Annotated in this window: 23 protein-coding genes; 9 read left to right on the top strand and 14 right to left on the bottom strand. The window is 44.0% G+C overall.

Translation table 11 applies throughout. The features are described 5' to 3' along the window. The first annotated feature begins 76 nt into the window (after positions 1–76). Positions 77–1,417 carry an FAD-binding protein gene (locus AC23N5_RS25795; RefSeq protein WP_487757750.1) on the top strand — a complete coding sequence of 447 codons (1,341 nt, stop codon included), beginning with the start codon at positions 77–79 and terminating at the stop codon, positions 1,415–1,417. Between the two features lie 202 nt (positions 1,418–1,619). On the opposite strand, the gene AC23N5_RS25790 is transcribed toward AC23N5_RS25795, so the two are convergent. Continuing rightward, on the bottom strand, positions 1,620–2,822 hold the full coding sequence (locus AC23N5_RS25790; RefSeq protein WP_487757749.1) for a hypothetical protein: 1,203 nt from the start codon (positions 2,820–2,822) through the stop codon (positions 1,620–1,622). 96 nt (positions 2,823–2,918) lie between these two features. Beyond that, entirely contained in the window at positions 2,919–3,245 is a 327-nt protein-coding gene (locus tag AC23N5_RS25785; protein ID WP_028522226.1) for a HesB/IscA family protein, read from the bottom strand. A 177-nt stretch (positions 3,246–3,422) separates the two neighbouring features. Here AC23N5_RS25785 and AC23N5_RS25780 point away from each other — a divergent pair, with 177 nt between their 5' ends. Together AC23N5_RS25780 and AC23N5_RS25775 are read left to right on the top strand one after the other, a co-directional pair. Beyond that, positions 3,423–4,478: a 2Fe-2S iron-sulfur cluster-binding protein gene (locus AC23N5_RS25780; RefSeq protein ID WP_487757748.1), complete on the top strand. Its 1,056-nt coding sequence runs from the start codon at positions 3,423–3,425 to the stop codon at positions 4,476–4,478. Positions 4,479–4,527: 49 nt separating this feature from the next. Then, a complete protein-coding gene (locus tag AC23N5_RS25775; RefSeq protein WP_183978727.1) occupies positions 4,528–4,974 on the top strand; it encodes a GNAT family N-acetyltransferase in 447 nt (148 codons plus the stop codon). A gap of 66 nt (positions 4,975–5,040) precedes the next feature. Here the strand turns inward: AC23N5_RS25775 and AC23N5_RS25770 are convergent, their stop codons facing one another. The 3 genes from AC23N5_RS25770 to AC23N5_RS25760 form a co-directional block, all read right to left on the bottom strand. Further along, positions 5,041–5,424, bottom strand: a complete 384-nt coding sequence (locus AC23N5_RS25770) for a hypothetical protein (RefSeq protein WP_487757747.1) — start codon at positions 5,422–5,424, stop codon at positions 5,041–5,043. A 189-nt stretch (positions 5,425–5,613) separates the two neighbouring features. Next, a complete protein-coding gene (htpG, locus tag AC23N5_RS25765) occupies positions 5,614–7,446 on the bottom strand; it encodes a molecular chaperone HtpG (protein ID WP_487757746.1) in 1,833 nt (610 codons plus the stop codon). 203 nt (positions 7,447–7,649) lie between these two features. After that, entirely contained in the window at positions 7,650–8,912 is a 1,263-nt protein-coding gene (locus tag AC23N5_RS25760; RefSeq protein WP_487757745.1) for a DUF937 domain-containing protein, read from the bottom strand. A gap of 228 nt (positions 8,913–9,140) precedes the next feature. Here AC23N5_RS25760 and AC23N5_RS25755 point away from each other — a divergent pair, with 228 nt between their 5' ends. Further along, positions 9,141–10,154 carry an NAD-dependent epimerase/dehydratase family protein gene (locus AC23N5_RS25755; RefSeq protein ID WP_487757744.1) on the top strand — a complete coding sequence of 338 codons (1,014 nt, stop codon included), beginning with the start codon at positions 9,141–9,143 and terminating at the stop codon, positions 10,152–10,154. Positions 10,155–10,214: 60 nt separating this feature from the next. Here the strand turns inward: AC23N5_RS25755 and ettA are convergent, their stop codons facing one another. Continuing rightward, complete coding sequence (gene ettA, locus AC23N5_RS25750; protein WP_183978737.1) at positions 10,215–11,885, bottom strand: energy-dependent translational throttle protein EttA; 1,671 nt, start codon at positions 11,883–11,885, stop codon at positions 10,215–10,217. Positions 11,886–11,965: 80 nt separating this feature from the next. Between ettA and AC23N5_RS25745 the strand changes: the two genes are divergently transcribed. Then, positions 11,966–13,240, top strand: coding sequence for a DUF349 domain-containing protein (locus AC23N5_RS25745; RefSeq protein ID WP_028522234.1), 1,275 nt, complete (start codon positions 11,966–11,968; stop codon positions 13,238–13,240). Between the two features lie 90 nt (positions 13,241–13,330). Here the strand turns inward: AC23N5_RS25745 and AC23N5_RS25740 are convergent, their stop codons facing one another. The 3 genes from AC23N5_RS25740 to AC23N5_RS25730 form a co-directional block, all read right to left on the bottom strand. Next, positions 13,331–14,524 (bottom strand): alpha/beta hydrolase family protein, encoded by a 1,194-nt coding sequence (locus AC23N5_RS25740; RefSeq protein ID WP_487757743.1) that lies wholly within the window; start codon positions 14,522–14,524, stop codon positions 13,331–13,333. A 79-nt stretch (positions 14,525–14,603) separates the two neighbouring features. Beyond that, complete coding sequence (locus AC23N5_RS25735) at positions 14,604–15,947, bottom strand: DUF3748 domain-containing protein (RefSeq protein ID WP_487757742.1); 1,344 nt, start codon at positions 15,945–15,947, stop codon at positions 14,604–14,606. Between the two features lie 74 nt (positions 15,948–16,021). Further along, complete coding sequence (locus tag AC23N5_RS25730) at positions 16,022–18,253, bottom strand: hypothetical protein (protein ID WP_487757741.1); 2,232 nt, start codon at positions 18,251–18,253, stop codon at positions 16,022–16,024. A gap of 497 nt (positions 18,254–18,750) precedes the next feature. On the opposite strand from AC23N5_RS25730, the gene AC23N5_RS25725 reads away from it, so the two are divergent. The 3 genes from AC23N5_RS25725 to AC23N5_RS25715 all read left to right on the top strand — a co-directional run bounded on the left by AC23N5_RS25725 (position 18,751) and on the right by AC23N5_RS25715 (position 21,046). Next, a complete protein-coding gene (locus AC23N5_RS25725; protein WP_183979780.1) occupies positions 18,751–19,308 on the top strand; it encodes a helix-turn-helix transcriptional regulator in 558 nt (185 codons plus the stop codon). Between the two features lie 62 nt (positions 19,309–19,370). Further along, entirely contained in the window at positions 19,371–20,144 is a 774-nt protein-coding gene (locus AC23N5_RS25720; RefSeq protein ID WP_487757740.1) for a hypothetical protein, read from the top strand. A gap of 116 nt (positions 20,145–20,260) precedes the next feature. After that, on the top strand, positions 20,261–21,046 hold the full coding sequence (locus AC23N5_RS25715) for a ThuA domain-containing protein (RefSeq protein WP_487757808.1): 786 nt from the start codon (positions 20,261–20,263) through the stop codon (positions 21,044–21,046). 22 nt (positions 21,047–21,068) lie between these two features. On the opposite strand, the gene AC23N5_RS25710 is transcribed toward AC23N5_RS25715, so the two are convergent. Further along, positions 21,069–21,434, bottom strand: a complete 366-nt coding sequence (locus AC23N5_RS25710) for a winged helix-turn-helix transcriptional regulator (protein ID WP_028522241.1) — start codon at positions 21,432–21,434, stop codon at positions 21,069–21,071. Positions 21,435–21,695: 261 nt separating this feature from the next. Here AC23N5_RS25710 and AC23N5_RS25705 point away from each other — a divergent pair, with 261 nt between their 5' ends. Next, positions 21,696–22,616: a ClpXP adapter SpxH family protein gene (locus tag AC23N5_RS25705; RefSeq protein WP_487757739.1), complete on the top strand. Its 921-nt coding sequence runs from the start codon at positions 21,696–21,698 to the stop codon at positions 22,614–22,616. A 15-nt stretch (positions 22,617–22,631) separates the two neighbouring features. On the opposite strand, the gene AC23N5_RS25700 is transcribed toward AC23N5_RS25705, so the two are convergent. From AC23N5_RS25700 to AC23N5_RS25685, 4 genes are all read right to left on the bottom strand, one after another. After that, a complete protein-coding gene (locus AC23N5_RS25700) occupies positions 22,632–23,975 on the bottom strand; it encodes a CotH kinase family protein (protein ID WP_487757738.1) in 1,344 nt (447 codons plus the stop codon). A 74-nt stretch (positions 23,976–24,049) separates the two neighbouring features. Beyond that, positions 24,050–24,811 carry a Fic family protein gene (locus AC23N5_RS25695; RefSeq protein WP_487757737.1) on the bottom strand — a complete coding sequence of 254 codons (762 nt, stop codon included), beginning with the start codon at positions 24,809–24,811 and terminating at the stop codon, positions 24,050–24,052. Positions 24,812–24,826: 15 nt separating this feature from the next. Continuing rightward, complete coding sequence (locus AC23N5_RS25690; RefSeq protein WP_487757736.1) at positions 24,827–25,021, bottom strand: hypothetical protein; 195 nt, start codon at positions 25,019–25,021, stop codon at positions 24,827–24,829. Further along, on the bottom strand, positions 25,002–25,667 hold the full coding sequence (locus tag AC23N5_RS25685) for a hypothetical protein (RefSeq protein WP_487757735.1): 666 nt from the start codon (positions 25,665–25,667) through the stop codon (positions 25,002–25,004). The genes AC23N5_RS25690 and AC23N5_RS25685 overlap by 20 nt, the downstream gene beginning before the upstream one ends. Between the last annotated feature and the right edge of the window lie 369 nt (positions 25,668–26,036).

The raw sequence follows: 26,036 nt of genomic DNA, 5'->3' as shown, positions 1-26,036 counted from the left end.
GGCAAATAAGCAAAAGGCAAAAACAATTAACTGTGCGCAAGCACTTAGTAACCAAAGACCTAAACCTAACACTCGAATGGACAAACGAACATTTCTCAAAACCTCATCTATTCTTTTAACAGGTAGTATGCTATCTAATTTGATGTCGTGTAAAAAAGCAGATCCGCGCACCAATTGGGCGGGAAATTTGACGTACAGTACGGATAATTTACACATTCCTAAAAATGTGGAAGAGTTGCAGGAAGCGATTAAAAAGTGTAAAAAAGTACGAGCACTGGGCACGAAACACTGCTTTAATACCATTGCCGATAGCAAAGAAAACCAAATCTCGACCGAGGCTTTTAACAAAATCATTGGTTTGGATAAAGAAAAAAATACGGTAACGGTAGAGGCTGGCATTAAGTACGGAGAAATGTGTAAGTATTTGGATGATAATGGCTTTGCTCTTCATAACTTGGCCTCTTTGCCGCATATTTCGGTGGCGGGTGCGTGTGCTACTTCCACGCACGGCTCGGGTATCAAAAACGGCAGTTTGGCGACCGCCGTTTCTGCCATTGAGTTTGTGAATGGCAAAGGAGAGGTAGTTTCATTGAGTCGTGAAAAAGACGGAGAAGAATTTGGAGCGGCGGTTGTAAACGTTGGGGCTTTGGGCATTGCGACCAGAATTACGCTCGATGTTCAGCCAACGTTTAAAATGAAACAGGTGGTGTATCAAAATTTGCCCATGTCGGCCTTGGAGAAAAATTTTGAAGCCATCATGTCGGGCGGGTATAGCGTGAGTTTGTTTACCGATTGGCGCAATAAAAACGTAAGTGAGGTATGGGTAAAGAGTAAGGCTGAGGACATGAAAGAAGTCGCTCCTGAGTTTTACGGGGCGAAATTAGCTACCAAAAACCTGCACCCAATTGAAGCCCTAGACCCCGTTAATTGTACAGACCAAATGGGGGTAGAAGGCCCTTGGTACGAGCGTATGCCCCACTTCAAAATGGGTTTTACGCCCAGCAGCGGCAAAGAGCTACAGTCGGAGTATTTTGTGGCTTTTGAGCACGCTTATGAAGGATTTATGGCCATTGAAAAATTAAACGAAAAAGTAGCTCCCCACTTGTTTATTACCGAGGTCAGAGCCATTGCGGCGGATGAGTTGCCGATGAGTCCATTTTACAAAAAAACGTGCGTAGCTTTCCATTTTACGTGGAAACAAGAAGTGGAGGCGGTAATGGCGCTTTTGCCCGAAATCGAAGAAGCGTTGGCACCCTTTGCACCTCGTCCTCATTGGGGCAAAATTTTTACCCTAAAACCTGCTGTATTGCAATCGCGCATTGAGAAACTGGTCGATTTTAAAAAAATAATGGAAAAACACGACCCCGAAGGCAAATTTCGGAATGAGTTTATTGATACCAATCTTTTTGGAAGTTAGGTAAACAGCCCTCTTAAATACGTTGTTTATTAAGTTTCTTTATAATTTACCCGCAGATTTACGCTGATACTAAAACCGCAGATAACCGCAGATTTTGGGTGATTAATTCGGCTAATGAGCTTATCTGCGCCAATCCGCGTTGAATTTTAATTTGCGTTTATCTGCGGGATAAAAAATATCATACTACTTTTCAAACAAGGTGTTAAATGAGGTGATAGAAAGCAAGTATGACTTTTATTTTCGGAAAAATATGGGGCATCCAAAACAAGGAAGAACCTATTTGATAATAGGTCGGAAACAAAAAGCAACCAATGGCGCAGAAGGTGAGTCCGTTTAGAAAATGAGGAAGGGTCTCGGTTTTAGAAAGATACACGATTGCAAACAACAATGACACATAACCGTAGGCATAACTTCTGGAAAAATCTAAGACCAAGCTGCCAGCGGCTATCACACCCAGTGCGCTAAACATAAACAGCAGCAGGTATAGCCAATCTTTTTTAGCAACCATACCCACAACAGCACCAATAAGAAGCAACCAAGCACATTCGTAGGTTACGGTCAGGCCCATTGGAAACGAATTGTACTGATTTGCGTCGAAGCCCAGCATTGATTTATCGGTTCGCATTCCCAAAGACGACATGACGTAAAGTCTCAAAACAATAAATAGCAAGATACCAACCACCGCCGCCCAAGTAGCACGGTAGCGTTTGAGCGAAAATACGTTGCTGAGGGCGACTTTTTGGGCATTGCTCTCTTTCCAAAACCACCACAAAACCGCCGCACTACTGCCAATGACGGCGCGTTCATCGACAAAGCCACCAAGGACAATGCCAAGAACAATCAACAATGGATTGCGGAAATTAACGATGACTAAAAGTAAGAGATAGCCAAGCGGGTCGTGGTAGAAAAAATCAAAGAAAGTCCATTTGGTGACGAATAAATTGGCAAACATAAACGTAGCCAAGACACTTGCGGTGGAACTTAGGTGCGTAGAAAGGAATCGAATTAACAAAACAACGAACAAAATCCCGACGACAAATTGGATACCAACATAGTGTTTTGCCTTTAGCCCTACTGTGTGAAGGGCAACAGGAATGAGCGGGCGAAAAACCCGTTTTTTGAAGTGAGATTGGTCGCCTTCACTGAGTACTTTTCCCGTAAACAAATGCTTGGGTAGGTTCTGAAATGGATGGGTGCCAATCCAATCAATCACTTCAAACCGAGCCGCAAGGCGTTGTCCTCCTGTGTCCATTTTTACCAGTGCCTGATAATCAGGGAAAGAGGTAAACAAGATGTACAAAACCGTAAAGACAGCAAGCTTGGTTTTCCAATAAGGGCTATTGGTAAAGGTTGCTAACCAGTTGAAAAGTTTGTCGCTCCAAAAATTCCAGAAAGTAAGGGCCATGACGTAAAAGGTAAGAGGGCGCAAAGATAGCTAATAACACAAAAAAGGCGTCAGAATTTGTATCTGACGCCTTTTTTGTGGGTGACTTGGAGTAGGTTAAACCGCAAAACTCTCGCCACATCCGCAAGTACGGCTGGCGTTTGGATTGACAAACTGAAACCCTTTGCCATTGAGACCATCCGAAAAATCGAGGATTGTCCCAGCTAAGTAAAGGATGCTCTTTTTATCAACCACAATCCGAATTCCTTTGTCTTGGAACTCCATGTCGGTGGGTTGTTTGGTTGAATCAAATTCCAAATTATACATCAGCCCAGAACAGCCTCCGCCAACCACTCCTACACGAATGTGGCTGTCTTCAGGACGCCCTTCTTCACGACGTAATTCAAGGATTTTATCTTTTGCTTTATCGCTTACTGTGACCATGTCTTTATTAACTTTCGATAGTTTTTGAAGGCAAATTACTTGATTCTTCAACCAAAATCAATGGCTAAAAGTTTCCTGACTTAGGGTGATGACCGTAGGTTTCTCCGTAAATCCTGTGGTTATGGTAAAACAAATCGTAATTTTGGGGGTTAAACCTACGATGTATAAAGTAGAACTATGAAGCATTTTCATCTTAAAGTTAAAGAAGTTATCAAAGAAACCCCCGATGCGGCTACGATTGCTTTTTGGCATCCGTTGAGCGAAATGATTAAGTACCAAGCGGGACAGTTTTTGACCATATTGTTGACCATCAATGGCGAAAAAGTGCGTCGGTCGTACTCAATGAGTAGCTCGCCACATACCGATACCGCACCTGCTGTCACCGTCAAACGTGTTCCAGGAGGTTTGGTTTCCAATTGGCTTTTGGACGACGTCAAAGAAGGAGATTTTCTGGAAGTACTCGAACCCATGGGGCATTTTCAGGTCTTGCCCGATGCGCGCAATGCCCGCACTGTTGTGTTGATTGGCGCTGGGAGTGGTGTTACTCCTTTGATTTCTATTGCCAAATCGGTGTTGAAAGTAGAGGCGGAGAGTCGGGTAGTGCTCTTGTATGGCAATCGCAAAGAAGAAAGTATTATTTTTAAACAACAACTCGACGAGTTGAGCCGTATATATGGCAATCGCTTTGTGCTTTATTATGCCTTAACTCAGCCTTCTGACGCGTGGGTTGGCGTACGAGGTCGTTTGAATAAATCAACTATTTTAGAGATATTCGAAGGAGTAGGAGGGTTGAAAAACGCATCGGCGGAGTATTTCTTGTGCGGGCCAGATGGGTTGATGGAAACGACCAAAGAGACATTGTTGACGTGGGGGGTAGCCGAAGAAAAAATCCATCGGGAGAGCTTTGCCACGGCCACCACCCATGTAGTACATGAGGCCGAGGACGACGGAAGCCTAAAGACGCAAGAAGTGAAAGTCTTGTATGAAGGCGAAGAATATACCTTTAATGTAGAACCGCACCAAACAATTTTGGAAGCTGCCCTCGAACTCGACATTGACTTGCCCTATTCGTGTCAGGCGGGGATGTGTACAGCTTGCATGGGAAAATGTACGTCGGGTAAAGTGCAACTGGACGAAGAAGATGGCCTTACCAAATCGGAGTTAAACCAAGGGTATATTTTGACATGCGTTGCCCACCCACTTACCAAGGGAGTGGTTATTGAGATTGAATAACAGTTTTGGCATTTTTTTTGCCCACCTTTTTGAATTAAATAATAAGAGTATGGAAATTACATTACGCCCCTACGAACTCAGTGACCGCACCGCACTGGAAGAAATATTTATGATGAATACACCGAAGTACTTTGACCCCAAAGAATTGGGCGACTTTTTGGAGTATTTGGATATTTTTGGAGATGACTACGTCGTAGCCGTTGTGGACAGGAGAATTGTGGGTGGTGGTGGCTATTGGGTGCGTTCGTTTGACCAGCAAGGAGGACTTTCATGGGCTTTTGTGCACCCTGATTTTCAAGGTACTGGGGTTGGAAAAGAATTAGCTTTGTACCGAATTGATCAAATTCGCCAATCGGGAGTTGCCAAAACTATTTTGGTCGAAACGTCGCAACATTCGTTTGGTTTCTACGAAAAACTTGGATTTAAACTTTTAAACCGCCAAATCGACTACTGGGCCAAAGGAATCGACTTATACTCAGCAGTGTTGGAGTTATAAAAAAACAAACTCTCCCCGCTGTGGCTTTGCTAAAGCGGGGAGAGTTTTGCGTTTGATAAATCACTTTTATTCTTCTAAGTGAAAGGGCAGGTCGTATTCACGAACCACCGCTTTGGCTTTGCTTCTCACTTTTACTTCCACGCGGGCTTTGAGCGTTTCACCAATGATTAAATAATTCTTGATGTAGGTGTCTTCGTGGACATCCCACGAATAATCGCTCAATAAATAAACGTCGGTTTGCTGTTTATGGGCTTGGTATGCCCAACGTTCTACGTGCAAGGGCTCAAAATTGACGATAGAGGTCCCGCCCGCAATTGTGTACCAAACTTGAATGCCAGGCACTCCACGATTGCCCATTTCGGTATTGTGCTCTACATAAATCCGTAAAAGTCCATTGTCTTCTAAATCACGGACTTCAAATTCGTCTATTTTGGTTTTGATGTTTGACATAACTAGATGAAAATTTAAAAATTGAAACGACTTTGCAAATTTGGCAGTAGGTGAGGCACCTAACAAAAGGAATCAATAGAAGCGACAAAAAGGGCGATTAAAGCGAAAGAAAATACTTGTAAAGCGTGGAGTAGTCATAAAAAAAGCCCTCCCTGAGGAGAGCTTTTTTATAAAAGCATGTCGTTTCAATTACAAACGTGACACCGCTTGTTGAACAAAAGCCGTCAACTCGCTACCTGTCAGCATTCCTTGCGAAAGCAATGCCAGGTTGTACGCATGACGAACCAATTGCTTTTGTTCGTTCTCGTCGGCGTTTAGGATTTTCTGCGTCACAGGGTGGTTGGCATTGATGGCCACGTTCAACATTTGAGGCATATCACCAAACATCGACTTCTGACCAGAAGTAGCCGCCATATCGTTCATACGACGGATAAATTCTGGAATGGTAATAACCACTGGCAACTCGTCGGTAGGCATTGGTTCCACGCTGATGGTCAGTTTAGGAGCCCCACCGAGGGTTTGCTCAAACAAATTCTTCGCTTTTTCCTCGTCGTCTTTCGACAATACGCTTTCCAGCTTGATTTCTTTTTCAATAAGCTTATCGAGCGTATCAGCATCTACACGCTTGAAGTTTGTTTTCTCGATTTTGTACTCGATGCCGTTGATAAAGTGCGGGTCAATCACACTGTCAAACACGAGTACATCGTAGCCCCGTTTGGTGGCCGATTGGATGTAGGCGTCTTGTTTTTGTAAGTCGCTGGCGTACAGCCATACCACCGTGTCATTCTTATCGGTTTGATTTTCTTTGACTTGGGCGGTGTATTCTTCAAAGGTAAAGTGTTTGCCTTGGGTGTTTTTAACCAAGCAGAACTCTTTGGCTTTCTCGCCAAATTTTTCGTCGGAAATGATACCGTACTTGACAAATAAGCCAATGTCATCAAATTTTTTCTCAAATCCTTCGCGGTCGTTGCGGAAAATCTCAGCAAGTTTGTCGGCTACTTTGCGCGTGATGTATCCACTGATTTTCTTGACGTTACCATCAGCTTGAAGGTAGCTACGCGACACGTTGAGCGGAATGTCAGGAGAGTCGATAACCCCGTGAAGAAGGGTTAAGAAATCAGGCACTACGTCTTTGACTTCGTCCGTAATAAATACCTGACGGCTGTACAATTGGATTTTTTCTTTGCGGGCCGAGAAGTCGTTTTTCAGTTTGGGGAAATACAAAACTCCCGTCAAATTGAACGGATAATCGACATTAAGGTGAATCCAGAACAGCGGGTCTTCGCCCATCGGGTGAAGTTCTTTGTAAAACGCCAAATAATCTTCATCCTTGAGTTCAGAAGGTGCTTTTACCCAAATAGGAGTAGGATTGTTGATGATTTTTTCGTCGAACTCAATCTCAATAGGCAAAAATTTGCCATATTTTTCAAGGATTTCGGTGAGGCGGTATTTGCTCAAAAACTCTTCCGAATCTTCGGCGATGTGGAGGATAATGTCCGTACCACGGTCAGTTTTTTCGGCGGGCTCAATGCTAAATTCGGTGCTTCCGTCGCATATCCAACGAGCGCCTTCGGAGCCATCTTTAAATGATTTGGTAATGATTTCTACCTCTTTGGCGACCATAAACGCCGAGTAGAAACCTAGTCCGAAGTTACCGATAATATTGCCACGGGTATCTTCTTTCTCTTTGTATTTTTCAACAAACTCAGCCGCGCCCGAGAAGGCAATTTGGTTGATGTATTTTTTGATTTCTTCGGCTGTCATCCCGATACCACGGTCGCTGATGGTAATCGTTTTTGCCTCTTCGTCGAGTTTTATCGATACTTTCAATTCACCAAGTTCGCCATTGAACTCACCAAAATCGGCTAATTTCTTGATTTTTTGAGTGGCATCTACGGCGTTTGAAACCAACTCACGCAAGAAAATTTCGTGGTCTGAATAGAGGAATTTTTTGATAATTGGAAAAATATTGTCGGTATGAATCGACAATTGCCCTTTTTCGGCCTGTACGTTTGCTTCCATAATTCTGTTTTACGGTTTTTACAGTTTTTGGTTTTCTGCGTTGATTACCTAAAAAATGTATTCCACCGCTCTATTATCTGACATAATGGCAAAAAATAAAGCTGTCAGATTTTCAAACCTGACAGCTTTATTTTTTGTCCACAGTCCACAGTCCACAGTCGATGGTTAATCCTCCCTATCGACTGTGGACTATAAACCATCGACTATTTCTGCACAAACTTCACCCATATTTCGCGCATAGGTATTTGTTTGCGGCCTGTGGTATCTTTAGGATTAATGCCCGTGCCTCGTCCTTCGGCATCTACTCGTACGAAGCTAATGCCTGATTTTACAAATTGGTCTTTCAAGGCATACACCCGTTTTACCGACAGCACTTTGTTGGTCAATGGCGGCTTGGCATCGTTGGCGTAGGCGACGAGTTTGATTTGGGCGGTTGGGTATTTTTTCAACAAATCGGCCAAGGCTTGTACGGGCTGAGATGCCGTTGCTTTTAATTGCACCGTATTGTCTTCAAAATCCACGTTTTCAAACTTAAACGCTTTTCCTTTGGCAGCGGCCGCATCTGCCAAATAGGTAGCCATTGGGCTCTCGGTCGTGGTTGCGGCAGGCGTTGTAGGAGTAGCAGAAGCAGTGGTGTCGGTTGTTTTGTTAGCAGCGATTGGTTCTTGAATCGTACGGGCTTCGGCAAGCGTATCAGCATCTATTTCTGTGTCAACCGTCGAGGTGTCTCGCTGACTCCAGAAGTAAATACCAGCCCCAATAACGGCAACGACCAAGAGGCCAAGTCCTACCCATTTGAAATTAATTCGCCCCAATCCCGAATCTTCCACATCGACGCCGACCAAAAACGGTTGCTTAGCTGGAATAGGCTCAGAACTTTTGGTGATGGTCGTCGATTGTTCAGCACGAGGTACTTCAAAACTCTGTAAAAGGTACTGAATTCCCACGGTTTCGATGATGCGGTCGTTGAGGTCAGGAACGATAGTAAGGAGGCTTTCACGTTGTTCTCCCAAATAAGCAGCCAATGACTCGGCATCGAATTGTTTCTCAGCTACTACCTTTTTCAACACCGAAATAATAATAGACATCGAAATGCCACTCAACGACGACGCAAGCGAGTTTTTTGTGCCAGAGTATTTCGTCACCATGCTACAAACAGAGCTTTTGAAGCCAGGGAGCACTGTATTGAGAATTTTTTCACCAGCCGCCTTGAATTCTTCTAATTCTGAGGGCGTTTTCAAAATTCGGGGAAGTTGCTCGGGAGAAAATGGTGTGTTTTTTGCCTGATTAAAAATAAGTTTCATCCCCGATTCGTTGGAGGCTCGCTTAATAAGACCACCCACAATCGAAGCAGCGAAAGCATCAATTGCTTTTTGGATTTTCTCTGTTTTTTCGTTGTTCTGTACCGCAATCTGATTTACGATACCCTCAGTCAATGTCTCCTTCAGAGATGCAAATAAGTTCATTTTCAATGTTTTTTTATGAGTTAGAGCCCCAGGAGGAAAAGTGAAAAAGTACGCAACTATGCCCTTCACCTCCCAGCGCTACAACCAATAGTGATTCGATTTTTTCAAATGGGGCGGAAAGTTACTTAATAGTTAAGAGTCCATAGTCAACACCTGATAGTTTTTTTTAGCAATCGAACCATTGTCGTTACCTTTGTACAAAAGAAATTTACTTAAAATTCTACGTTTTTGGACAAATCAGCTGAACCACTCATTTTAGTCACTGGCGCAAACGGCCTTTTAGGTAGTGCCATTGTAAACTATTTATTGGCCAATGGGCACCGTGTCCGTGGGCTACGTCGTAGCGGAAGCGACATGAAGTTGTTGAACGGCGTGGAAGCAAAGATGGAATGGGCCGAGGGAGATGTATTGGATGTGAAGGCATTGGAAAAGGCGTTTGAAGGGGTAACCTACGTGATTCATACGGCGGCAATTGTTTCTTTTATTCCCAAAGATCAAAAACAAATGTACCAAATTAATGTACAAGGAACGGCCAACGTCGTCAACTTGGCATTAGAAGTAGGGGTCAAAAAAATGGCTTTTGTGAGTTCGGTAGCGGCGCTTGGGCGGCCCGACCCGCGCATGATAGACGCGTCGAAACCGACAGTAATTGATGAAAACCAAAAATGGGAAGAGTCACCCCTGAATTCGCACTACGGAAAAAGTAAATATTTGGCAGAAATTGAGGTGTGGAGAGGCGTGGCGGAGGGACTTTCGGCGGTGGTGGTCAACCCAAGCATGGTGCTCGGCGAAGGCGACTGGACGCGAAGCAGCACACAATTGTTTAAGTATGCTTTCGACGAAAATAAGTTTTATACCGAAGGGCTAATCAACTACGTTGACGTACTAGACGTGGCAGAAGCGACGGTGAAGCTGTTGGTATCGGAAGTGAAAAATGAGCGATTTGTACTAAGTGCAGGAAGTACAACGTACCGCGAATTATTTACCAAAATAGCCGAAGGCTTTGGCAAACGTCCACCGTCAAAACTTGTGTCGCCCTTTTTGACAGAAATTATTTGGCGAGTGGAAGCCGCTCGGTCGTGGTTGACGGGAAGCAAGCCACTCATCACCAAAGAAACCGCCAAAACCGCCCGAACAAAGTTTATTTTTAACGGAGAAAAAATCCAGAAAGAGCTTGAATTTACTTACAGGCCGCTGGATGAAACGGTGGTGCGGGTTTGTAAAACGTTGAAAAAATCCTAGCTTACTATAACAACAAAAAGCCCTGAAAAACAATTGTTTCAGGGCTTTTTGTTGTTAGGTCTAGGCCATCAACTTTTTGTATTTAATCCGTTTTGGTGTTACGTCCGTTCCTAAACGTTTGCGGCGGTTTTCTTCGTAGTCGGAGAAGTTTCCTTCAAACCAGTACACCTGAGAATCGCCTTCAAAAGCCAAGATGTGCGTGCAAAGACGGTCTAAGAACCAACGGTCGTGGGAGATAATCACGGCGCAGCCTGCAAAGTTTTCGAGGGCTTCTTCCAAGGCGCGAAGCGTGTTGACGTCCAAGTCGTTGGTAGGTTCATCGAGCAGCAACACGTTGCCGCCTTCTTTGAGCATCATCGCTAAGTGAACACGGTTACGTTCTCCCCCCGACAGGTTTCCAATTTTCTTCTCTTGGTCGCTTCCTGTAAAGTTAAAACGGCTCACGTAGGCGCGGGCGTTGCTTTGTTTTCCACCGAGCAATACCCAATCGTTGCCTTCCGAGATTTGTTGGTAAACCGTTTTGTTGGGGTCGAGTTGGTTGTGTTCTTGGTCGGCGTACGCAATTTGTACCGTTTCACCAATGACGGTGGTACCGCTGTCGGGTTTGACTTGCTCCGTAATGAGTTTGAACAACGTCGATTTACCCGCACCGTTAGGCCCAATGATACCCACAATACCCGCAGGAGGAAGCGAAAAGGTAAGATTTTCAAACAAAAGCTTGTCGCCAAACGCTTTGGAAACGCCTTCCATCTCAATCACTTTATTGCCCAAACGCGGTCCAGACGGAATGAAAAGCTCCAATTTCTCTTCTTTTTGCTTCATGTCTTCGTCCAAGAGTTTTTCGTAAGCCCCCAAACGAGCCTTCGACTTGGCCTGACGCGCCTTGGGCGCCATCCGTACCCACTCCAATTCGCGTTGAAGCGTTTTCTGACGCTTTGATTCTTGTTTTTCTTCTTTGGCCAAACGGTTTTGTTTTTGCTCTAACCACGAAGAATAATTTCCCTTCCAAGGAATACCTTCGCCACGGTCAAGTTCCAAAATCCAACCCGCCACGTTATCCAAGAAATAACGGTCGTGCGTTACGGCAATGACCGTCCCTTCGTATTGGCGAAGGTGTTCTTCTAACCACAATACCGACTCGGCATCCAAGTGGTTGGTAGGTTCGTCTAAAAGAAGGACGTCAGGTTTTTTCAATAAAAGTCGGCAAAGTGCCACGCGGCGTTTTTCACCACCCGACAAATTAGCAATGAGGGCATCCGACGGCGGGCAGCGAAGGGCGTCCATGGCACGCTCCAATTTGCTGTCCAAATCCCAGGCGTCGAGGGCGTCGAGGCGCTCCTGAACTTCCCCTTGTCGTTCCAGCAATTTATCAAAATCGGCATCGGCGTCGCCAAAAGCTTCATTTATTTGATCAAACTCTTTCAATAAATCGACCACTTCCTGCGTTCCTTCTTGGACAACCTCAAGAACGGTCTTGGTGGGGTCAAATTGGGGTTCTTGTTCAAGCAAGCCCACCGAATACCCTGGTGAAAAAACAACTTCGCCAGTATAAGCTTTGTCTATGCCTGCAATGATGCGTAAAAGAGTGGATTTTCCTGAGCCATTTAATCCTAAAACGCCTATCTTAGCACCATAGAAAAACGACAGATAAATGTTTTTAATGATTTGTCGGTTGGGAGGAATTACTTTACTTACCCCCGACATCGAGAAAATAATAGTTTCGTTGCTCATTTTTCGTTTAATTTGTGGTGGCAAATATCGTAAATTGCCCACCAAAACCTTCAAAAGCAGATAAATAAAGTAAACCAGTGATGGAAAATGCCACCTTAATGGACGAATACGGCTATGTCTCAGACGGCAAGGTATTCTTAAAAGGGTATTTAGGGAACCCAGACCGCCAAATTGGCGAAGTGAAACGCACCGAACAAGAAGCCATTGATTATTTTAAAAATCGCTTCAATATTGCTTCGAGTAAGGTGGAACAGTTAGAAAGTGATGTAGAAGAAGCCCAGAACAAAGGCTCTTACCTGACAAAATTGGTGCAGCTACGCAAAAAACTGCTCAGTTTTGACGGACTCGGTGATTTTGTCCCGCTCTTAGAACGGCTCGACAAATTGGAAGTGGTGCTTGAAGACTTGATTAAAGTCAACCAAGAAAAAAACCTGGAAATCAAGCGCGCTTTGTTGGATGAAACGCGGGCTGTACAAGTCGAAAACGACGATTGGCAAGCCGCAACGGACATGTTGCAAGAAATTAAATCGAAATGGATTCGTACTGGCCCTGTTGACAAAGAATACCAAGAGGAAGTCGAAGGTACATTCCAGTTGCTGTTGGATACGTTTTTCCAGCAACGTCGTGATTTCTTCTCAGAACTAAACCGCGTAATTGCCGACCGCATCGAACGCTATACGGAACTTATCGCCAAGTCAGATTCGCTCATGCGTATGTATGACCTTGACGAAGCAAGCCGCATCTTGCGCCAAGTGAGGTCTGAATGGAAAGACGTGGGTGAAATCCCAGTGAAACGTTCGGCCAAATTGTACAAGCAATTTAAGCGCTCAAACCAACGGATTATGGATAAAATCAACCGTATCCGTGGCATTGTGACGCAGCCGCAAGAAAACCCACTGGTGACCAAACAACGCGAAATGTGCCGCGAAGCAGAGCAACTTGCTCGTTCGAGCGACATCATTCAGGCATCAGAACGTGCCAAAACGTTGTTGAACCAATGGAAAGAAATTCGCCTTCCACCCCGAGTGGGAGATAAAAATATTGCAGAGCGTTTCCGTTCGGCTTGCGATAAGATTTTTGAGTTGAGTTATTTGGCCCGAGTTATCTCACGTAAATATCCTGCGTTTGAAATTCGTACGCCACAAGACCAGCTCAACATCAAAATTCGTGAGATGGAATGGCTCATCAAGCGTGAAAAAGCAGATTTGGAGGTGACCATTGCCAATGCGCAAAATATGCCGCCTGATCCAGAAGCTGAACGCCAAGTGATGGGTAAAATCAACATCCAACGCCGTAAAATCACGATGAAGGAGAAGATTTTAGAGGAATACAAAATAGCGCTTACGCGAATCTAAATTTGGCCTTCTTTGGAAGCTATCTAAGCAAACATCCCGAAAGTTCTGAACTTTCGGGATGTTTCATTTTAGACAGTTTATATGAAGTTCTTACTGTATTGAAGAAAAGAATTGATAAGAACCTAAAAGGAAATCCTGAACCGCCGTAGCGTGGTTTTTACCTTTGAGGGTAATCAGTTCCACATTGGTTGCACCGCGTGCTTTCATGGCGTTGAAGGCGTTTTGTGAATTGAAATAAAAGACCAAATCGTCGGCATCACCGTGGTACAAACGCGTGGGTGTTTTGGGTTTCCAATCATACACGTCGTTGTCTTTCACTGCATTGGTAAAACCCGTGTCTGTGCCGTCGGTGAGTCCTTTGACAAACGCATCGGTAAAAATGGTATTAAAGCTCACGTTGATAGTGGCATTCTCTTTAGACGACTGAATCTGGGCTGCCCAAGGGTCTTTAAAGTACTGAGTCGTGGGGCGGTTGAGGCCATAGATTCGGTCGTAAGTAAGTAATGTCCACAAATAAAGTTGGTTATAACCCACAACCCCCGTGGTTTTGTTGGTGGTAATGTACTTCATAAAAGCCGTTTTATCGTAAGCACCCGCCCCACAGCTCGATGCTCTCAGGTTAAATTCGGCACTGGCTTCCTCTTCGATTTTCTTTTGAAGCGACATGGTTGCAAAACCACCTGCCGAATAGCCCGCGATGTACAGACGTTCATCCCATTGAATTTTCTCTTGGTTGATAAACTCTTTCGATGCCCGAATCATGTCCAAACAGGCCGATGCCAAACTGGCACGATGCTCGTAAGGATGCGGTACGGTATTAGATGTACCATATCCAATGTAGTCGGGGTAAGCGATGATGTATCCCAACGAAGCAAAAAGCGAGCCTGCTAAACTTGCTTCCGAATTGGCCGCAAAGTACGACGGCGCTTCTTGGTCGGAGCGAATGGTTCCGTGCTGTACGCTGATAAGAGCCGAGGTGGTGGTTTTGGCAGCAGGATAAATCAATGCCCCAGAAGCTTGAATTTCCTTGCCATCGGTGTTTTTCGTTTTGTAAACGATTTTATACACTTTGATGCCGTATTGAAGAAACGGGGCAATTTGCGCAAATGCAGGGTCGCCTGCCGCTATTCGCTGCACAAGCTGGTCTTTGGTAAATTCTCCAACGAGGGCGCTGCTTACTAAATACTGGTTGGAAGGCGTTGGGTCGCTGTTTTTGGAACATCCACTAACAATGACAACCAGTGCCAGCAACCAGAGGTAAAAAGAATGTTTGATGTGTTTCATACGAAGAGAATATCGCGTTTGGGTTCTATTTCTAAACGTACAAAATTAGAGAAAGTTGCCCGCCAATTTTGAAAATACCTTATAATTTGTCGAGATGAACGATGAAAACTTGCTTATTTTCTTGTTCTGTTTGTGGTTTTTTTAACGCACGGTTGAAGGCTATCTTTTTTCCATCGTGCGACCATACCAAATTGGAAGGCGAAGGGTTGCTTGAAGGTGTAAGTAGTCGTACCCGATTTTCAAAGGGTTCATTTCCAAGTTTTACCAAAACAATGCTTCCATTCCAAACGTAGCAAAGGTGCTGCCCGTCGGGATGCCATCTAAAATACCCTTCAACATTGGAGGGATGAAAGGTTAGTTGAGTGGGTGTACCTCCAAGCGGCGAGAGGGTGAAAATTTGTTGCACACCTTTGTCGTCTTTGGCCAAAAATGCCAACACGCTACCATCGCCCGACGAACGAACAACGCCCGTACATCCTGGAAAAGCTGTGTCGGCGGTGTGGGTCAGGCGGCGTTGACTTGTGCCTTTGGGCGGCATGGGCATCATGGTGTCGGTGCCTTCGAGCGGCCCCCATGCGCCTGCTTGAGTAATGTCATCAGGAATGTCCACGATAAAAACTTCATCAACGTCTTTGCCATTTTTATCTTTTACTTTTCCCACAAAAGCCCGCGCTATTTGGCGTTGGCCGTCGGGCTTTAGGTACCCATTTAAACCCACCCAACTGTCGCCTGCGGCGTGGCTAATTTCGTCGGAGCCTGCTTGTGGGGTAGGCGTTACCCGAACGACCACCGCGCTAAACCATTCGCTCGATACATCTTCGCCGTTGGTTGTTTTGGAAACGGTCACCGAATGTCCGCGTTTCGACACGCCAATGGTGCGGAGGTTGTGTTTTTGTTGCGTTTTGTCTTCAAGTGCTTTTAGGATGGCATCATTATAGGTATAACCTATCCAATTCCCGTCGCCGCTCCATTCGTGGCGGTGGGTGCCGCCGCGCAGTGCGCCAGCGGTGAAAGGCGGCGTCACGTCACGGGCATCCATATAAATAGGAACATTAGGCGCTTGGTCTTTGATGATGATTCCTGTCCGTCGCCATTGTTGATAAGGGTTGGCGGCGGTCACATTCATTAGGCCATGGATAAAGACCACCGAGGCTTCGGTGTGGGCATAACTTACCGCCCCCGCGCCAGGCCCCCATGCGGCGTTGTTGGGCAGGGCGTATAGTACTTTTTTCTCCCCCGTTTGGGTATGAACTTTTTCAATTTTGGCCGATGCCGCAATGCCACCGTCATCGGTGCGGGTGTCATAGACCAACCACTGGTCATCGGGCGAAAAATTGTCGTTGTTGTCCAAATCGTGGTGGTACGAAAGGTCGTTGGTTAATTGCGTTTCTTTTAAATACTGGTTACTGTTGCAAGAAGTCATGGCAAGGGTGGTTAAGCATAAAACGGTTGTTAGAAGACGCATACAAATTGGTTCATTATAAAGTAGGACAATAACTAACGGGTTGGAGCACTGATGACGCCCAAATAGCGCCCCATCCAATAGGGTAATAAAAAGGAATCGCCCGCACTTAACTCACTTTGGCCGTTGGCAAGGCGGTCGAGCTTGAAAAGGTTACGGTTGTGTTTCAATTCTGGACGCTCGTCGGGCGGAAGAACGTGCGTGATGGTTTGTCCCCGAAAATTGGCTGGAACCGACACAAGGTCTTTGCGGTGGCTATTCATAACCTGCCATTCGACCATGTCCAGCGGAAATTCTTTTAAGTACCAAATCGTTTCTTTTTGGTCAAATTGTTGTGCCCCTGTCATGGCATAACACAAATTCCACAAGCCATTCTTCTCAGGACGTTCAAAATTCCAATGCTCTTTGATGGCATGAAGGTATTGTTTTTTTAGCTCTGGAGTAAACGCGTACGGATACAAACACCAGTACGCCAAAAAGTACATTTCGTCGTCGGAGTGATTCCACTCTTCGGAGAGTTCGGCAGCAAGTTTTCCTTGGTTTTCATCAACGCGCCCAATCTCGGCCATCGGGCGCATGAGGTTCTCCAAATAGCCGTGTTTTTGCATCAACTCGTACGCCTTTTGTTTGTAAATCTCTTTTTTGGTAAAATGATAAGCCGTTTGTAAAAAGCCGATAATGTTGGACGCATACAATTTGCGGTCACCAACTGTTTTGGAAAACCCATTGACATACGCAGGATTCCACTTTCCCCAAAGGGTGGGTTTGCCATCAAAATCAATCAAATACCAATCATTTTCGATGATGTAGGTCATCAGTTCGTCCATCAAAGTAATGGCTTTTTGTTTGACTTCGCCGTCCAGGTTTTGTGCCAAAAGGGTCAACGCAAACATTTGCCCCACGGTTTGGTCGCTACTGGTGGTCCCTCGCCAATCCCACACGCTGTCTTTGGCCTGCACCCAGCCATTGGTCATGCCACCATCCCACGGAATGGCCTTAAATTTATGGTGTCCGTGCCGTTCAAAACCTCGGGCAAAGTACCCTTTCATGTTGGTAATACTAAAGAGTCGTTGCATGGCTTCAAACGATTCGAGGCAGTTGTCGAGGGCTACTTTTTCTCCCGTCACTTTGTATCGAAACAGCTGGCTAACGAGGTACATCGACGTCCAGAGGTTGTCGCTGTCGCGCTGTCCCATTTCAAAAGTGGACAAATCGCCATTTTTTAAGGTAGAAACGTCGCAGTTGAAACCATAACGAATGTGGCGTTGGCGCACTTGATTTTCATAGACCATTGCTTTGTCGTGGAGGGTCATTTTGTCAAAATGAATTTCGCCTACGCCTTTGTCGGTAAGTACTTGAACGGTTTGGTTTGGCCCTGCTGCAATGCTCACCACCCGATTACTAGGAATCCAACGTTCGCCATAATAATAGTTAAAGCCACCTTCTGGCCGACGCATAAAGGCCCCCGTGGTAGAGCCTAGCCATAGTTTGTCGTTGATGTACGCCATGGCGGTTAGCTGTGGACAAGGTAGTTTTTCTTGAAGTGCAGTGGCCTTGAAAGTAAGGGCCGAAACGGCAAAATAGCCGTTTGAAGTACCTACAAACAGGGAGTCTTTGGCCAAAGCAAAACAGCTCAGATTATTGCCCTGAAATTCGGTTTTAACCGCTTTGGTCGCCACTGAATAGGAGAGAATCTGCTGCGAGGTGAGCATTAAAAAACGGTTTCGAGGAGCATCAAACACCAGCTCCAAAATGGGCTGACTTGGGGCGGGTTTTGTGTCCACAACGGCATTGTTTTGAAGCAAGGTCAGCTGTTGAGCATTGGCAACCAAAAACGTAAAGTTAGGCGACGACGCCAGTTCCTGGGCCGAGCCAAGCGCATGTGGCGCATACACTTTTCCTGCCCACGCATTGCTCAACACCGCACGGTCGTCCACAAAAACCAGTTGACCTTGAAGAAGTGCCATGTCTGCTATTTTTCGGCTGGCCATCGGTATGTACGAGCGGTCTGGGCGAAGTTGGCCTGGGTACTGGAACTGTCCCCCGTGGGGCTGCATGAGTCCTGCTGAAGTCAAAATTCGCACCCGCCCGTCTTTGTCGGTAAGGATTTTACGAAGCTGCACCGAACTGTCTTGAACATAGTATTTGATGCTATAATCTTGGAGATATGGCTGGTCGGTGTAGGCCGTTGGGCGTAGTTTTTGAGATAGCGAAGGGAATGTTACCCAAAATGTTAGCAATAATGCAAGTGTGGAAGTGAAACGCATAGTTGGCTTATCAGAAAAATAAATATCTATAGTACGACGGATGCGCGAGCGAAGACTATTTCGCTGTCCAAAAGGATGTTTTGCCACGCCATAATTTTATACCATAAGCTAATGTCTGAATTGTATATATTGTTTGATAAATAGCCATAACTCTGAAGAAAAAACGCTTGATAAATAATTTTGGAGAATTTATTTAACGGTTTGGAAGTACCAAAAAATAGTGCATAATTGCGCCCTTTAGTTCGTTGTTTGTTAGTCATTTAAAACGAAAGAGACTGGTTTTTTGACATTTGAGGGCGTCAATTGTAGGCATTTAGAAGGTAAAAAAATGACGAATTTTGTACAAAGAAAAAGAGTGTTTGTATGCTCAAAAAGGCATTTTATTTACTTTTTCGTTTCGTATCTTTTTTGCTATTGGATATTTGTTTCTTTTGGGCTAATTTTGATGAAACCATCAGTGGAAGATTGATAATAAAGTATAATTTTGAAATGTCGTTATGAATGCCATCCCGCCAAACCTAACTGGAGAAACCCTTATCATCGAAATTGATAAGGCCAATGTTGCTGAATGTATGGAGTTCCTTATCAAAGCACACATCCCTTTTAAAGTAGAATACAAAGGAACTAGCGCTACTGAGTCTCCCTTGGAGATTGCCTCGTTAATGAGTGATGCCGACCCTGCTTTAACCCCTAGAAAAAAAGAAAAGCGCCTGAAAGAAGCGCAGCTAGTAGAAAACATCTATCGACAGTACATTTCTGACACCGATTTTAGTACCTCGGCCAACATCAAGGACATTGTCAAAGAGTACAGTATCAGTTTGTTAAACTTTCAACAAATCTTTAAAACCGTCTATGGCAAGTCTTTTTACCAATTGTACATTGATAAAAAAATGGACTATGCGGCCGATTTGCTCCGAAAAGGGCATAAAGCAAAAGAAATTGCCAAAATGATTGGTTACGGTGACAAATCGAGCATTAAGTTTAACAAGATGTTTCAAAAGCACTTTGGACTGACGCCCAAAAAGTTTCAGATGGAAGCAAGGGCTGCTTCCTGAGATTGGGGCTGGAATCCAACCTGAGGGGTTTTATTTGCGTCATGGTTGAAAGAAACTTTCCCATGAAAAAAATCTATTTCTTTCTAGCAATCACTTGCTGGTTGATGGGTTGTGGAAACAACCCATCGCCCTTGAATAACATCGGCCCCAAAATCAGCGAGATACGCGAAAATGGGAAACTGCAGATGGCGTTTTTGTACAACAAACAAGGGTATGTTACCGAAATCCAAAAGTACTACTCAGATGGTCGTAACGTCTGGGAATCATGGCGTTATGAATACGACGGGAGCCGAGTCGTCAAACAAGAATATTGGTCGTCGCATCCGCTGCATCTAAGTACTTTTCCCGCGCCAGGTAAGCCGCTTGCGCTGCAATGGGCCACTAAATACGAGTATGCCTCCAACCAGCCTTATCCTTCCAAAATCATCACGTATTCGATGAACAACCCCAAAGAAGTTAGTTCGTATCAACTGAATAGCTACGACAATTCGGGGAGACTCTTAAAAAGTGAAAGGTTTACGCCTGATGGGCAAACGAATGGTGTATCGGTCTATGAATACGACCAACGCGGAAATTTGCTTTTTTGGGGAGGGTCGTATTGGGAGTATGATGCCAAGCCAAGCCCGTTGAGGAAGCTGAATGTTCCGTATTGGAATCCAAGTTGGCCAAGTCCGAACAACGTAACGGCCAATTTTGGCTTAGATGCCAACGGAAACAAAGCCAATGTATGGCGGTATGAATACACCTACGATGCTGTTTCGGGTTTTCCTGCGACCTATAAACTGTATGTGGACAACAAATTTATGGCGGATGGCGAATACGTTTATGAGCCATAGGTGGAGAATTGAATACGGATAATCGGTGTGTTATTATCGACTACTTTAAAATTTGTTTTTTAATTTGCCAAATAATCAAGTAGTTCTCCAAAATGAAAATATACTTCATTGCCCTGATGCTGTGCAGTATGGCTGCGGAATATGCCCGTGCGCAATCGTTTAAAGTCGTTGCTTTTTTTACGGGCAAAAACGACCAAGCGCACGTCAGTTTTGTCAAAGAAGCAAATCGTTTCTTTCCAAAAATGGCGGAGAAACACCATTTTCAATACGATACTACGTCCAATTGGGACAACCTAAACGCTGATTATTTGTCTAATTATCAGGTAGTTTTGTTCTTGGATACGCGTCCCGATAAACCCAGTCAACGGAAGGCGTTTGAAGAATACATGAAAAAAGGAGGGGCGTGGATTGGGTTTCATTTTGCCGCTTTTGCCCTAACCCCGTCTAAGTATCCGCAGGATTGGAATTGGTACCACGAAACATTTTTGGGGGCGGGGCAGTACAAGAGCAATACGTGGCGGCCGACGTCGGCGGTGCTTAAAGTCGAAACCAAAAAGCACTTTTCAACCAAAAAACTCCCCACGACTTTTACCACAGCCCCCAACGAATGGTACCGCTGGGAGCATGACTTACGGCAGAATCCTGACATTGAAATTTTGTTGTCGATTGACCCCGCTAGTTTTCCGTTGGGAACAGGACCTAAGCCGCACGAGATTTGGCACAGCGGCTATTATCCCGTGGCGTGGCGCAACAAAAACTACCGAATGTTGTACCTCAACATGGGGCATAACGACATTGACTACGAAAACAAAACCAACAAAGAATTGTCGTTTACGTTTGAGAACGAAACCCAAAACCGTTTTGTAATGAATGCCTTACTGGGGTTTGGAAAGGGAAAGTGAACATCGCAACGGTGCTAATTGGTCACTTAGACATTTCATAAATGGATTTTCTGTACTCAATTCCCCATTGAGCTATTTCATCAATAATCCGTTCTAGGGTTTTTCCGTATTCGGTCACTTCATATTCGACTGTAATGGGCTTGGTATCGAGCACGGTACGACGTATCAGATGGTTCATTTCCATGTCTTGCAATTCTTTTGAAAGCATTTTTGCCGCAATACCATCTACTTCTCTCAACAAATCCATAAAACGCATTTTCTCACTTTGCATGAGCGTGCCCAAAATGTGGATTTTCCATTTCCCCGACAGTATTTCCATCGTGTCTTTAATAGCCCCAATACGGGTTTTGCAAATGGCCGTAGTGTTTAGACTTGCTTCTTTTTTCATACTTTACAGTTCAAAATGGTAAAACAAAGGTATCAAAAATGGGGATAGTTTCTAATGGGAAAGTAGTTTCTAAAAGGAAACGCATAACAATTGTAAACTGTCTCGACTTTACCTTTGTATCGGACTTAAAAATCAAGCAAATGAATGTGCTTTTTGGGGTACATACTTCTTGACGATCAACTCAAAATGAAAATATATAGTACCGCAATTGTCTTGGTAGCCGTTTTTTTAAATTGCCAAGCACAACCAAAAAACAAAACAATGGCCAACGAAACAGTAAACAGTAATCCGCTTTTGTGCGATCCCGTAGCGGGAATTTGTGGACTTCCAGACGCGACCGACACCCTGAAAGCTGTCACTACAAAGACCCAAAAACCAGTGAAAGTTGTCTATTTTACTGACCCAATTTGCTCTTCGTGCTGGGGAATAGAACCACAGCTTCGAAAATTAAAATTGGAGTACGGAAACAGTATCGAAATCGAATACCGCATGGGAGGTTTGTTGCCCGATTGGAGCTACAACAGCGGCGGAATTAGCAAGCCTTCAGACGTGGCACATCACTGGGACGAAGTGAGCGTGCATTATGATATGCCCATCGACGGTGACGTTTGGCTAGAATCTCCTTTGCATTCGTCGTATCCGCCGTCGATTGCTTTCAAAGCAGCGCAAATGCAGAGCAATGAAAAGGCGATTTTATTTTTAAGAGAAATACGGGAAATGGTTTTTTTACAGAAGAAGAACATCACCCAATGGGAACACCTCGCCACTGCTGCGAAAAAAGTAGGGTTGGACGTGGTGCAGCTAAAAACGGATTTTGAAGGAAAAGCCAACGCACTTTTTGAGGAAGATTTGCGCGTAGCAAAAGCGTACGGTGTCAGGGGATTTCCGACCATGTTTTTTTCAACCAACGGAGGGAGTCAAGAAACCGTGTATGGTACAAAACCTTATATTTTCTACGAAACAGCCGTGTTGAGACTGCACGAAGCAGCGACCAAAAGCGAATACGACAAAACGTGGGAAACCCTCTTTACAAAGTACCAATCGTTGACCGCGAAAGAGTTTTCGGTGCTTTCAAATACCCCGAGGAATGAAAGCGAAAAAGTATTAAATGAGCTTTCTGGTCAAGGAATTTTGACAAAAATCACCACCAAAAACGGGGCTATTTGGAGAAAAGAGCCGTAGTGCGTCTTTCGTCAATTAGAAATCAAGCGCAACTTGGTACCTTTCATTGATGTATTTTTCGAGTGCCGTGATGGCGGTTTCAACGTTTTGGGGGCTTCTTAGATGACTATACGGAGGAGCTTCCACGCCTGTTCCTGCAAAATAAGGCTGCAAAATCGTCCTGTGTTTCTGGATATAAGCCCCCATCACTTGGGGGTTAAAATCTTTCTGGATAAATTCCTTCACGGCGGCTTTGTAATAGGCAAAATAGGCGGGGTCATCGACAATATACCGTATCAAAGGCCACTGACTCGTCAGCTCTTTCATGTCCATACTGAGGGCAAACCTCGAATTGTTGGAGCCGCCCCGCATCTGAAACGACAAGTTGAGGTCGTAAGGAATCCAGTGCATAACGCCGTCGGTATTGGCTAAGAAATAGTTGTGCGCCAAGACCCCGTATGAATCCCAATTGCCGACGGTATTGTTGACAGCCAAGTACCTCAAAAACTCCTTGACGTCAAATATCGCCTCTAATTCCTTCTTCCATTGCGCATTGTCGCTGACGCGTAAAGGGCTATTGAGAGTGGTAATCAGTTGTTTTACGTCCGAGTAGTCGGCCAACGTTTGATTGTTTTGTTTTTCAAATTGGCTACTAATAAACTGCTGCATATTCGACTCAGGCTTATATACGTTGCCCATTTTTTTGCCGCTTTGCGTTTCTACCATGTGTTCCTCCACGGTCTCAATCACCTGATAAACGCCACAATTTCTAAAGCCTTGCCCAAAATCAATCACCACCTTGTAATAGGCGACTTTGCAGGCCATGACGCCATTGTTTCGGAAGAGTTGGGTGAGGAGTTTTTCTTTTAGAAAAGAGTCGTCGCCGTAGCTTGGCGCAAACGAAAGTTCTTGAAAGCCATAAAAACGTTGATTTTTGATGTCGGGATTCTGGTCTTCCCATTCGTCGAATTTCAGCTTAAACGGCAGTTTATAAATACCACTTCGCCACGAACCGTTGAGGGACGCGTTGCCTTTGAGTCGAAAACCCACCTTTTTCCATGTAAGGTCGCCTTGTTTGATTTGGGCTTGGACAAAGATGGGGTCGCCATACACCGCGTCTAAGGGCGCACCCACGGGAGGAGTCATGCCTGGAATGGTGCTGGCGCTGCCAAATTTGCGCGCCGTACGCCATTCCATATCCTTCTGGATTTTATCCCAGTTTTCTTGTCCTAGTTGGATGGTGATGGTACGCACCTGATCCTCAGGAAAAACCCAAGCGTAATCTGGGGTTTTACTGAATTGGGCAGGGAAAATATCAGCGTCGTTTTTGCAACCGATAAAGACGACAATCAACAAACAAAGGAGAATTTTACCATTCATGTTAGTAGGGGCGAGGCTTGCGGTAGTAAGGAAAGTCGGGGTTGTTCTCTACTCACATAATTTGAAAAATAGGACTATTTCAAGCAACTCGGCAGCATTTTCAGAAATCCAATACACTTGTCATAATCTAATTCATAAAAGTTGACACCAAGATTAATCGTGTTGTAATAAGTCGCTTGGTTTTTCTTGTAGTACTCTTCCGACGGCATTTTCCAAAAATTACGGCCTAGCTTTTCGGAAACGAACCATTTTTCGATTAATCTGGCCGCCCTGCCATTTCCATCTCTAAATGGATGAATGTGAGCAAATCTTAAATGAATTAATGATGCAAAATAAAAAACTTCAATTTCACGAAGATTAGATAAAATGAGTTCATTTATGTCTTGAAAAAGAATTTGCATTTCTTTTTTTACAAATTCTGGTTCAATTGCCATGTAAGCTAACCCAGATTTGCCAAAAACGCCAACTTGTTCAATCCTGTATTTTCCTCTTTTACTCCTAATTAATAAAGTATTTGAAAATATTTTATGACAATTTAACAGGTTTTTCTCATTGAGATTGTTGTTTTGTGCAAATTCATACGCTTTAATCAAGTCTTCAATTTCTTGAATCTCTTTTCCTACTTTGAATTTATCTTTATTCATTTCATAATTCATGTAGGAGTTTAAATCAATGCTATTCCCTTCAATATTTGACGAATAAACTGCGGAAGATTTTGTTAAATAATCAAACCCACCACTGTTTTCTGAGACATTAAATTCTGTTATCAATGTAGGGATTTCGTTTCCTATTGATTGTTGATATACATCTAAATATTTTCTTTCAGTTATTCGCATTTAATTTTACTATTTTTAGTCGTATTTGTTGATGATAAGATGATTATAGACGGTTTGAAGTTTGGCGACGGTAGGGTATTTGAAAAATGTCAGTCCAACATTTGCACAAATGTTCAATAGAAGTAAAAATGTTGAGTTTAGAATTGCCCGCTCCACTATTGCCAATACGATGTTAGCCGTTCGGTTTTCCTTATTGATAGTTTCTGTCATTCCAAATTAAGAGTTCGCAAATTTTGTCAATATTGAGATTGTTGTCCTGATTTATCTTTTCAAGTCTAATTTCCAAAATATGCAAATCTTGTTTTGCAATTTCAATAGCTGCCTTTAAAGATAAAATATTAAGTGAAACAAATACGTCTTTTGGGGGCGGCACAAAGGGTTCGTCAAATTCTTCAACTGAAAAATCAAGAACAACTTTATTCGCGTCTATTTTTACTTGTGGTTGTGGGTGTCCTGCATAAAAACCATCTGTCCCATTTGCAAGTTTTTCCCAATAATGAATGTCTGAGAGGTCGCCACAACATTGAGGAAAATATTTATCTTGTTCACCGATGCGAAGAACATAACCGCCAAATAATGCACTGGCTTGTTCTCGTTCGTATTTTCCATCTCTCATTTCTTTTGTGTGGTCAAGTACAAGTTTCGTCAAATTACTATCTGTGATTTCAGAAAGTCTGTAAAATGAAGAACCTGCTAAATATGGCTTTAACTCGTCTTCAAAACCTGCTTTTTTGTAACTGTCAGAATTATATTTGTCCCATAAGTCAGGGTATTCCCAATAAGGATTTTTGTCAGGTGTCGGAACGTCGTGATTGTTATATCCAATTTCTATTACGGGTATTAATTCTACTGTCATTTCTCGTATAGCTGTAGTGTTCTGCGGATAAATGCCACCCCATGTACAAAAATAACAAAAAACGGCTTGTTTTATTACGAAGATGGCACCTCTCTGAGGCTGGTTTGTGGGGAGCGAGTTTTAAAGGGTGAATGGAATGAGTTGGGGGGGGAACGTAGTAAAATGCTTCAAACTTTCTTCAAGGTACTGTGGGACACAGCACACTGGGAGGAACAGTATTTATTTCGACCTCGACAATTCTGACTCAATTTCTTGAAGAAGCCTTGTTTTTATAAAGCCTTCTTCAATCTTTGAGTACCTTTACCGATGTATGGAGTGGTCCTATTTAGACGGACAGTCGAAAAGCGTAACTTTACAAAGTTATGTCAT

Source organism: Runella sp. R5_40 (genome assembly GCF_057652295.1).
The sequence above is the reverse complement of the archived record's forward strand: the minus strand, read 5'-3'. Positions and strand labels throughout refer to the sequence as shown.

What these genes read in the sequence shown, in the direction of transcription:
- AC23N5_RS25725 (WP_183979780.1), top strand. Translation starts at nt 18,751, where the DNA reads ATGAATGCCATCCCGCCAAACCTAACTGGAGAAACCCTTATCATCGAA.
- AC23N5_RS25715 (WP_487757808.1), top strand. Translation starts at nt 20,261, where the DNA reads ATGCTGTGCAGTATGGCTGCGGAATATGCCCGTGCGCAATCGTTTAAA.
- AC23N5_RS25685 (WP_487757735.1), bottom strand. Translation starts at nt 25,667, where the DNA reads ATGACAGTAGAATTAATACCCGTAATAGAAATTGGATATAACAATCAC.
- AC23N5_RS25705 (WP_487757739.1), top strand. Translation starts at nt 21,696, where the DNA reads ATGGCCAACGAAACAGTAAACAGTAATCCGCTTTTGTGCGATCCCGTA.
- AC23N5_RS25735 (WP_487757742.1), bottom strand. Translation starts at nt 15,947, where the DNA reads ATGACTTCTTGCAACAGTAACCAGTATTTAAAAGAAACGCAATTAACC.
- AC23N5_RS25775 (WP_183978727.1), top strand. Translation starts at nt 4,528, where the DNA reads ATGGAAATTACATTACGCCCCTACGAACTCAGTGACCGCACCGCACTG.
- AC23N5_RS25745 (WP_028522234.1), top strand. Translation starts at nt 11,966, where the DNA reads ATGGAAAATGCCACCTTAATGGACGAATACGGCTATGTCTCAGACGGC.
- AC23N5_RS25700 (WP_487757738.1), bottom strand. Translation starts at nt 23,975, where the DNA reads ATGAATGGTAAAATTCTCCTTTGTTTGTTGATTGTCGTCTTTATCGGT.
- AC23N5_RS25760 (WP_487757745.1), bottom strand. Translation starts at nt 8,912, where the DNA reads ATGAACTTATTTGCATCTCTGAAGGAGACATTGACTGAGGGTATCGTA.
- AC23N5_RS25740 (WP_487757743.1), bottom strand. Translation starts at nt 14,524, where the DNA reads ATGAAACACATCAAACATTCTTTTTACCTCTGGTTGCTGGCACTGGTT.
- AC23N5_RS25730 (WP_487757741.1), bottom strand. Translation starts at nt 18,253, where the DNA reads ATGCGTTTCACTTCCACACTTGCATTATTGCTAACATTTTGGGTAACA.
- AC23N5_RS25710 (WP_028522241.1), bottom strand. Translation starts at nt 21,434, where the DNA reads ATGAAAAAAGAAGCAAGTCTAAACACTACGGCCATTTGCAAAACCCGT.
- AC23N5_RS25795 (WP_487757750.1), top strand. Translation starts at nt 77, where the DNA reads ATGGACAAACGAACATTTCTCAAAACCTCATCTATTCTTTTAACAGGT.
- AC23N5_RS25770 (WP_487757747.1), bottom strand. Translation starts at nt 5,424, where the DNA reads ATGTCAAACATCAAAACCAAAATAGACGAATTTGAAGTCCGTGATTTA.
- AC23N5_RS25790 (WP_487757749.1), bottom strand. Translation starts at nt 2,822, where the DNA reads ATGGCCCTTACTTTCTGGAATTTTTGGAGCGACAAACTTTTCAACTGG.
- AC23N5_RS25785 (WP_028522226.1), bottom strand. Translation starts at nt 3,245, where the DNA reads ATGGTCACAGTAAGCGATAAAGCAAAAGATAAAATCCTTGAATTACGT.
- AC23N5_RS25690 (WP_487757736.1), bottom strand. Translation starts at nt 25,021, where the DNA reads ATGACAGAAACTATCAATAAGGAAAACCGAACGGCTAACATCGTATTG.
- AC23N5_RS25780 (WP_487757748.1), top strand. Translation starts at nt 3,423, where the DNA reads ATGAAGCATTTTCATCTTAAAGTTAAAGAAGTTATCAAAGAAACCCCC.
- ettA (WP_183978737.1), bottom strand. Translation starts at nt 11,885, where the DNA reads ATGAGCAACGAAACTATTATTTTCTCGATGTCGGGGGTAAGTAAAGTA.
- AC23N5_RS25720 (WP_487757740.1), top strand. Translation starts at nt 19,371, where the DNA reads ATGAAAAAAATCTATTTCTTTCTAGCAATCACTTGCTGGTTGATGGGT.
- AC23N5_RS25695 (WP_487757737.1), bottom strand. Translation starts at nt 24,811, where the DNA reads ATGCGAATAACTGAAAGAAAATATTTAGATGTATATCAACAATCAATA.
- htpG (WP_487757746.1), bottom strand. Translation starts at nt 7,446, where the DNA reads ATGGAAGCAAACGTACAGGCCGAAAAAGGGCAATTGTCGATTCATACC.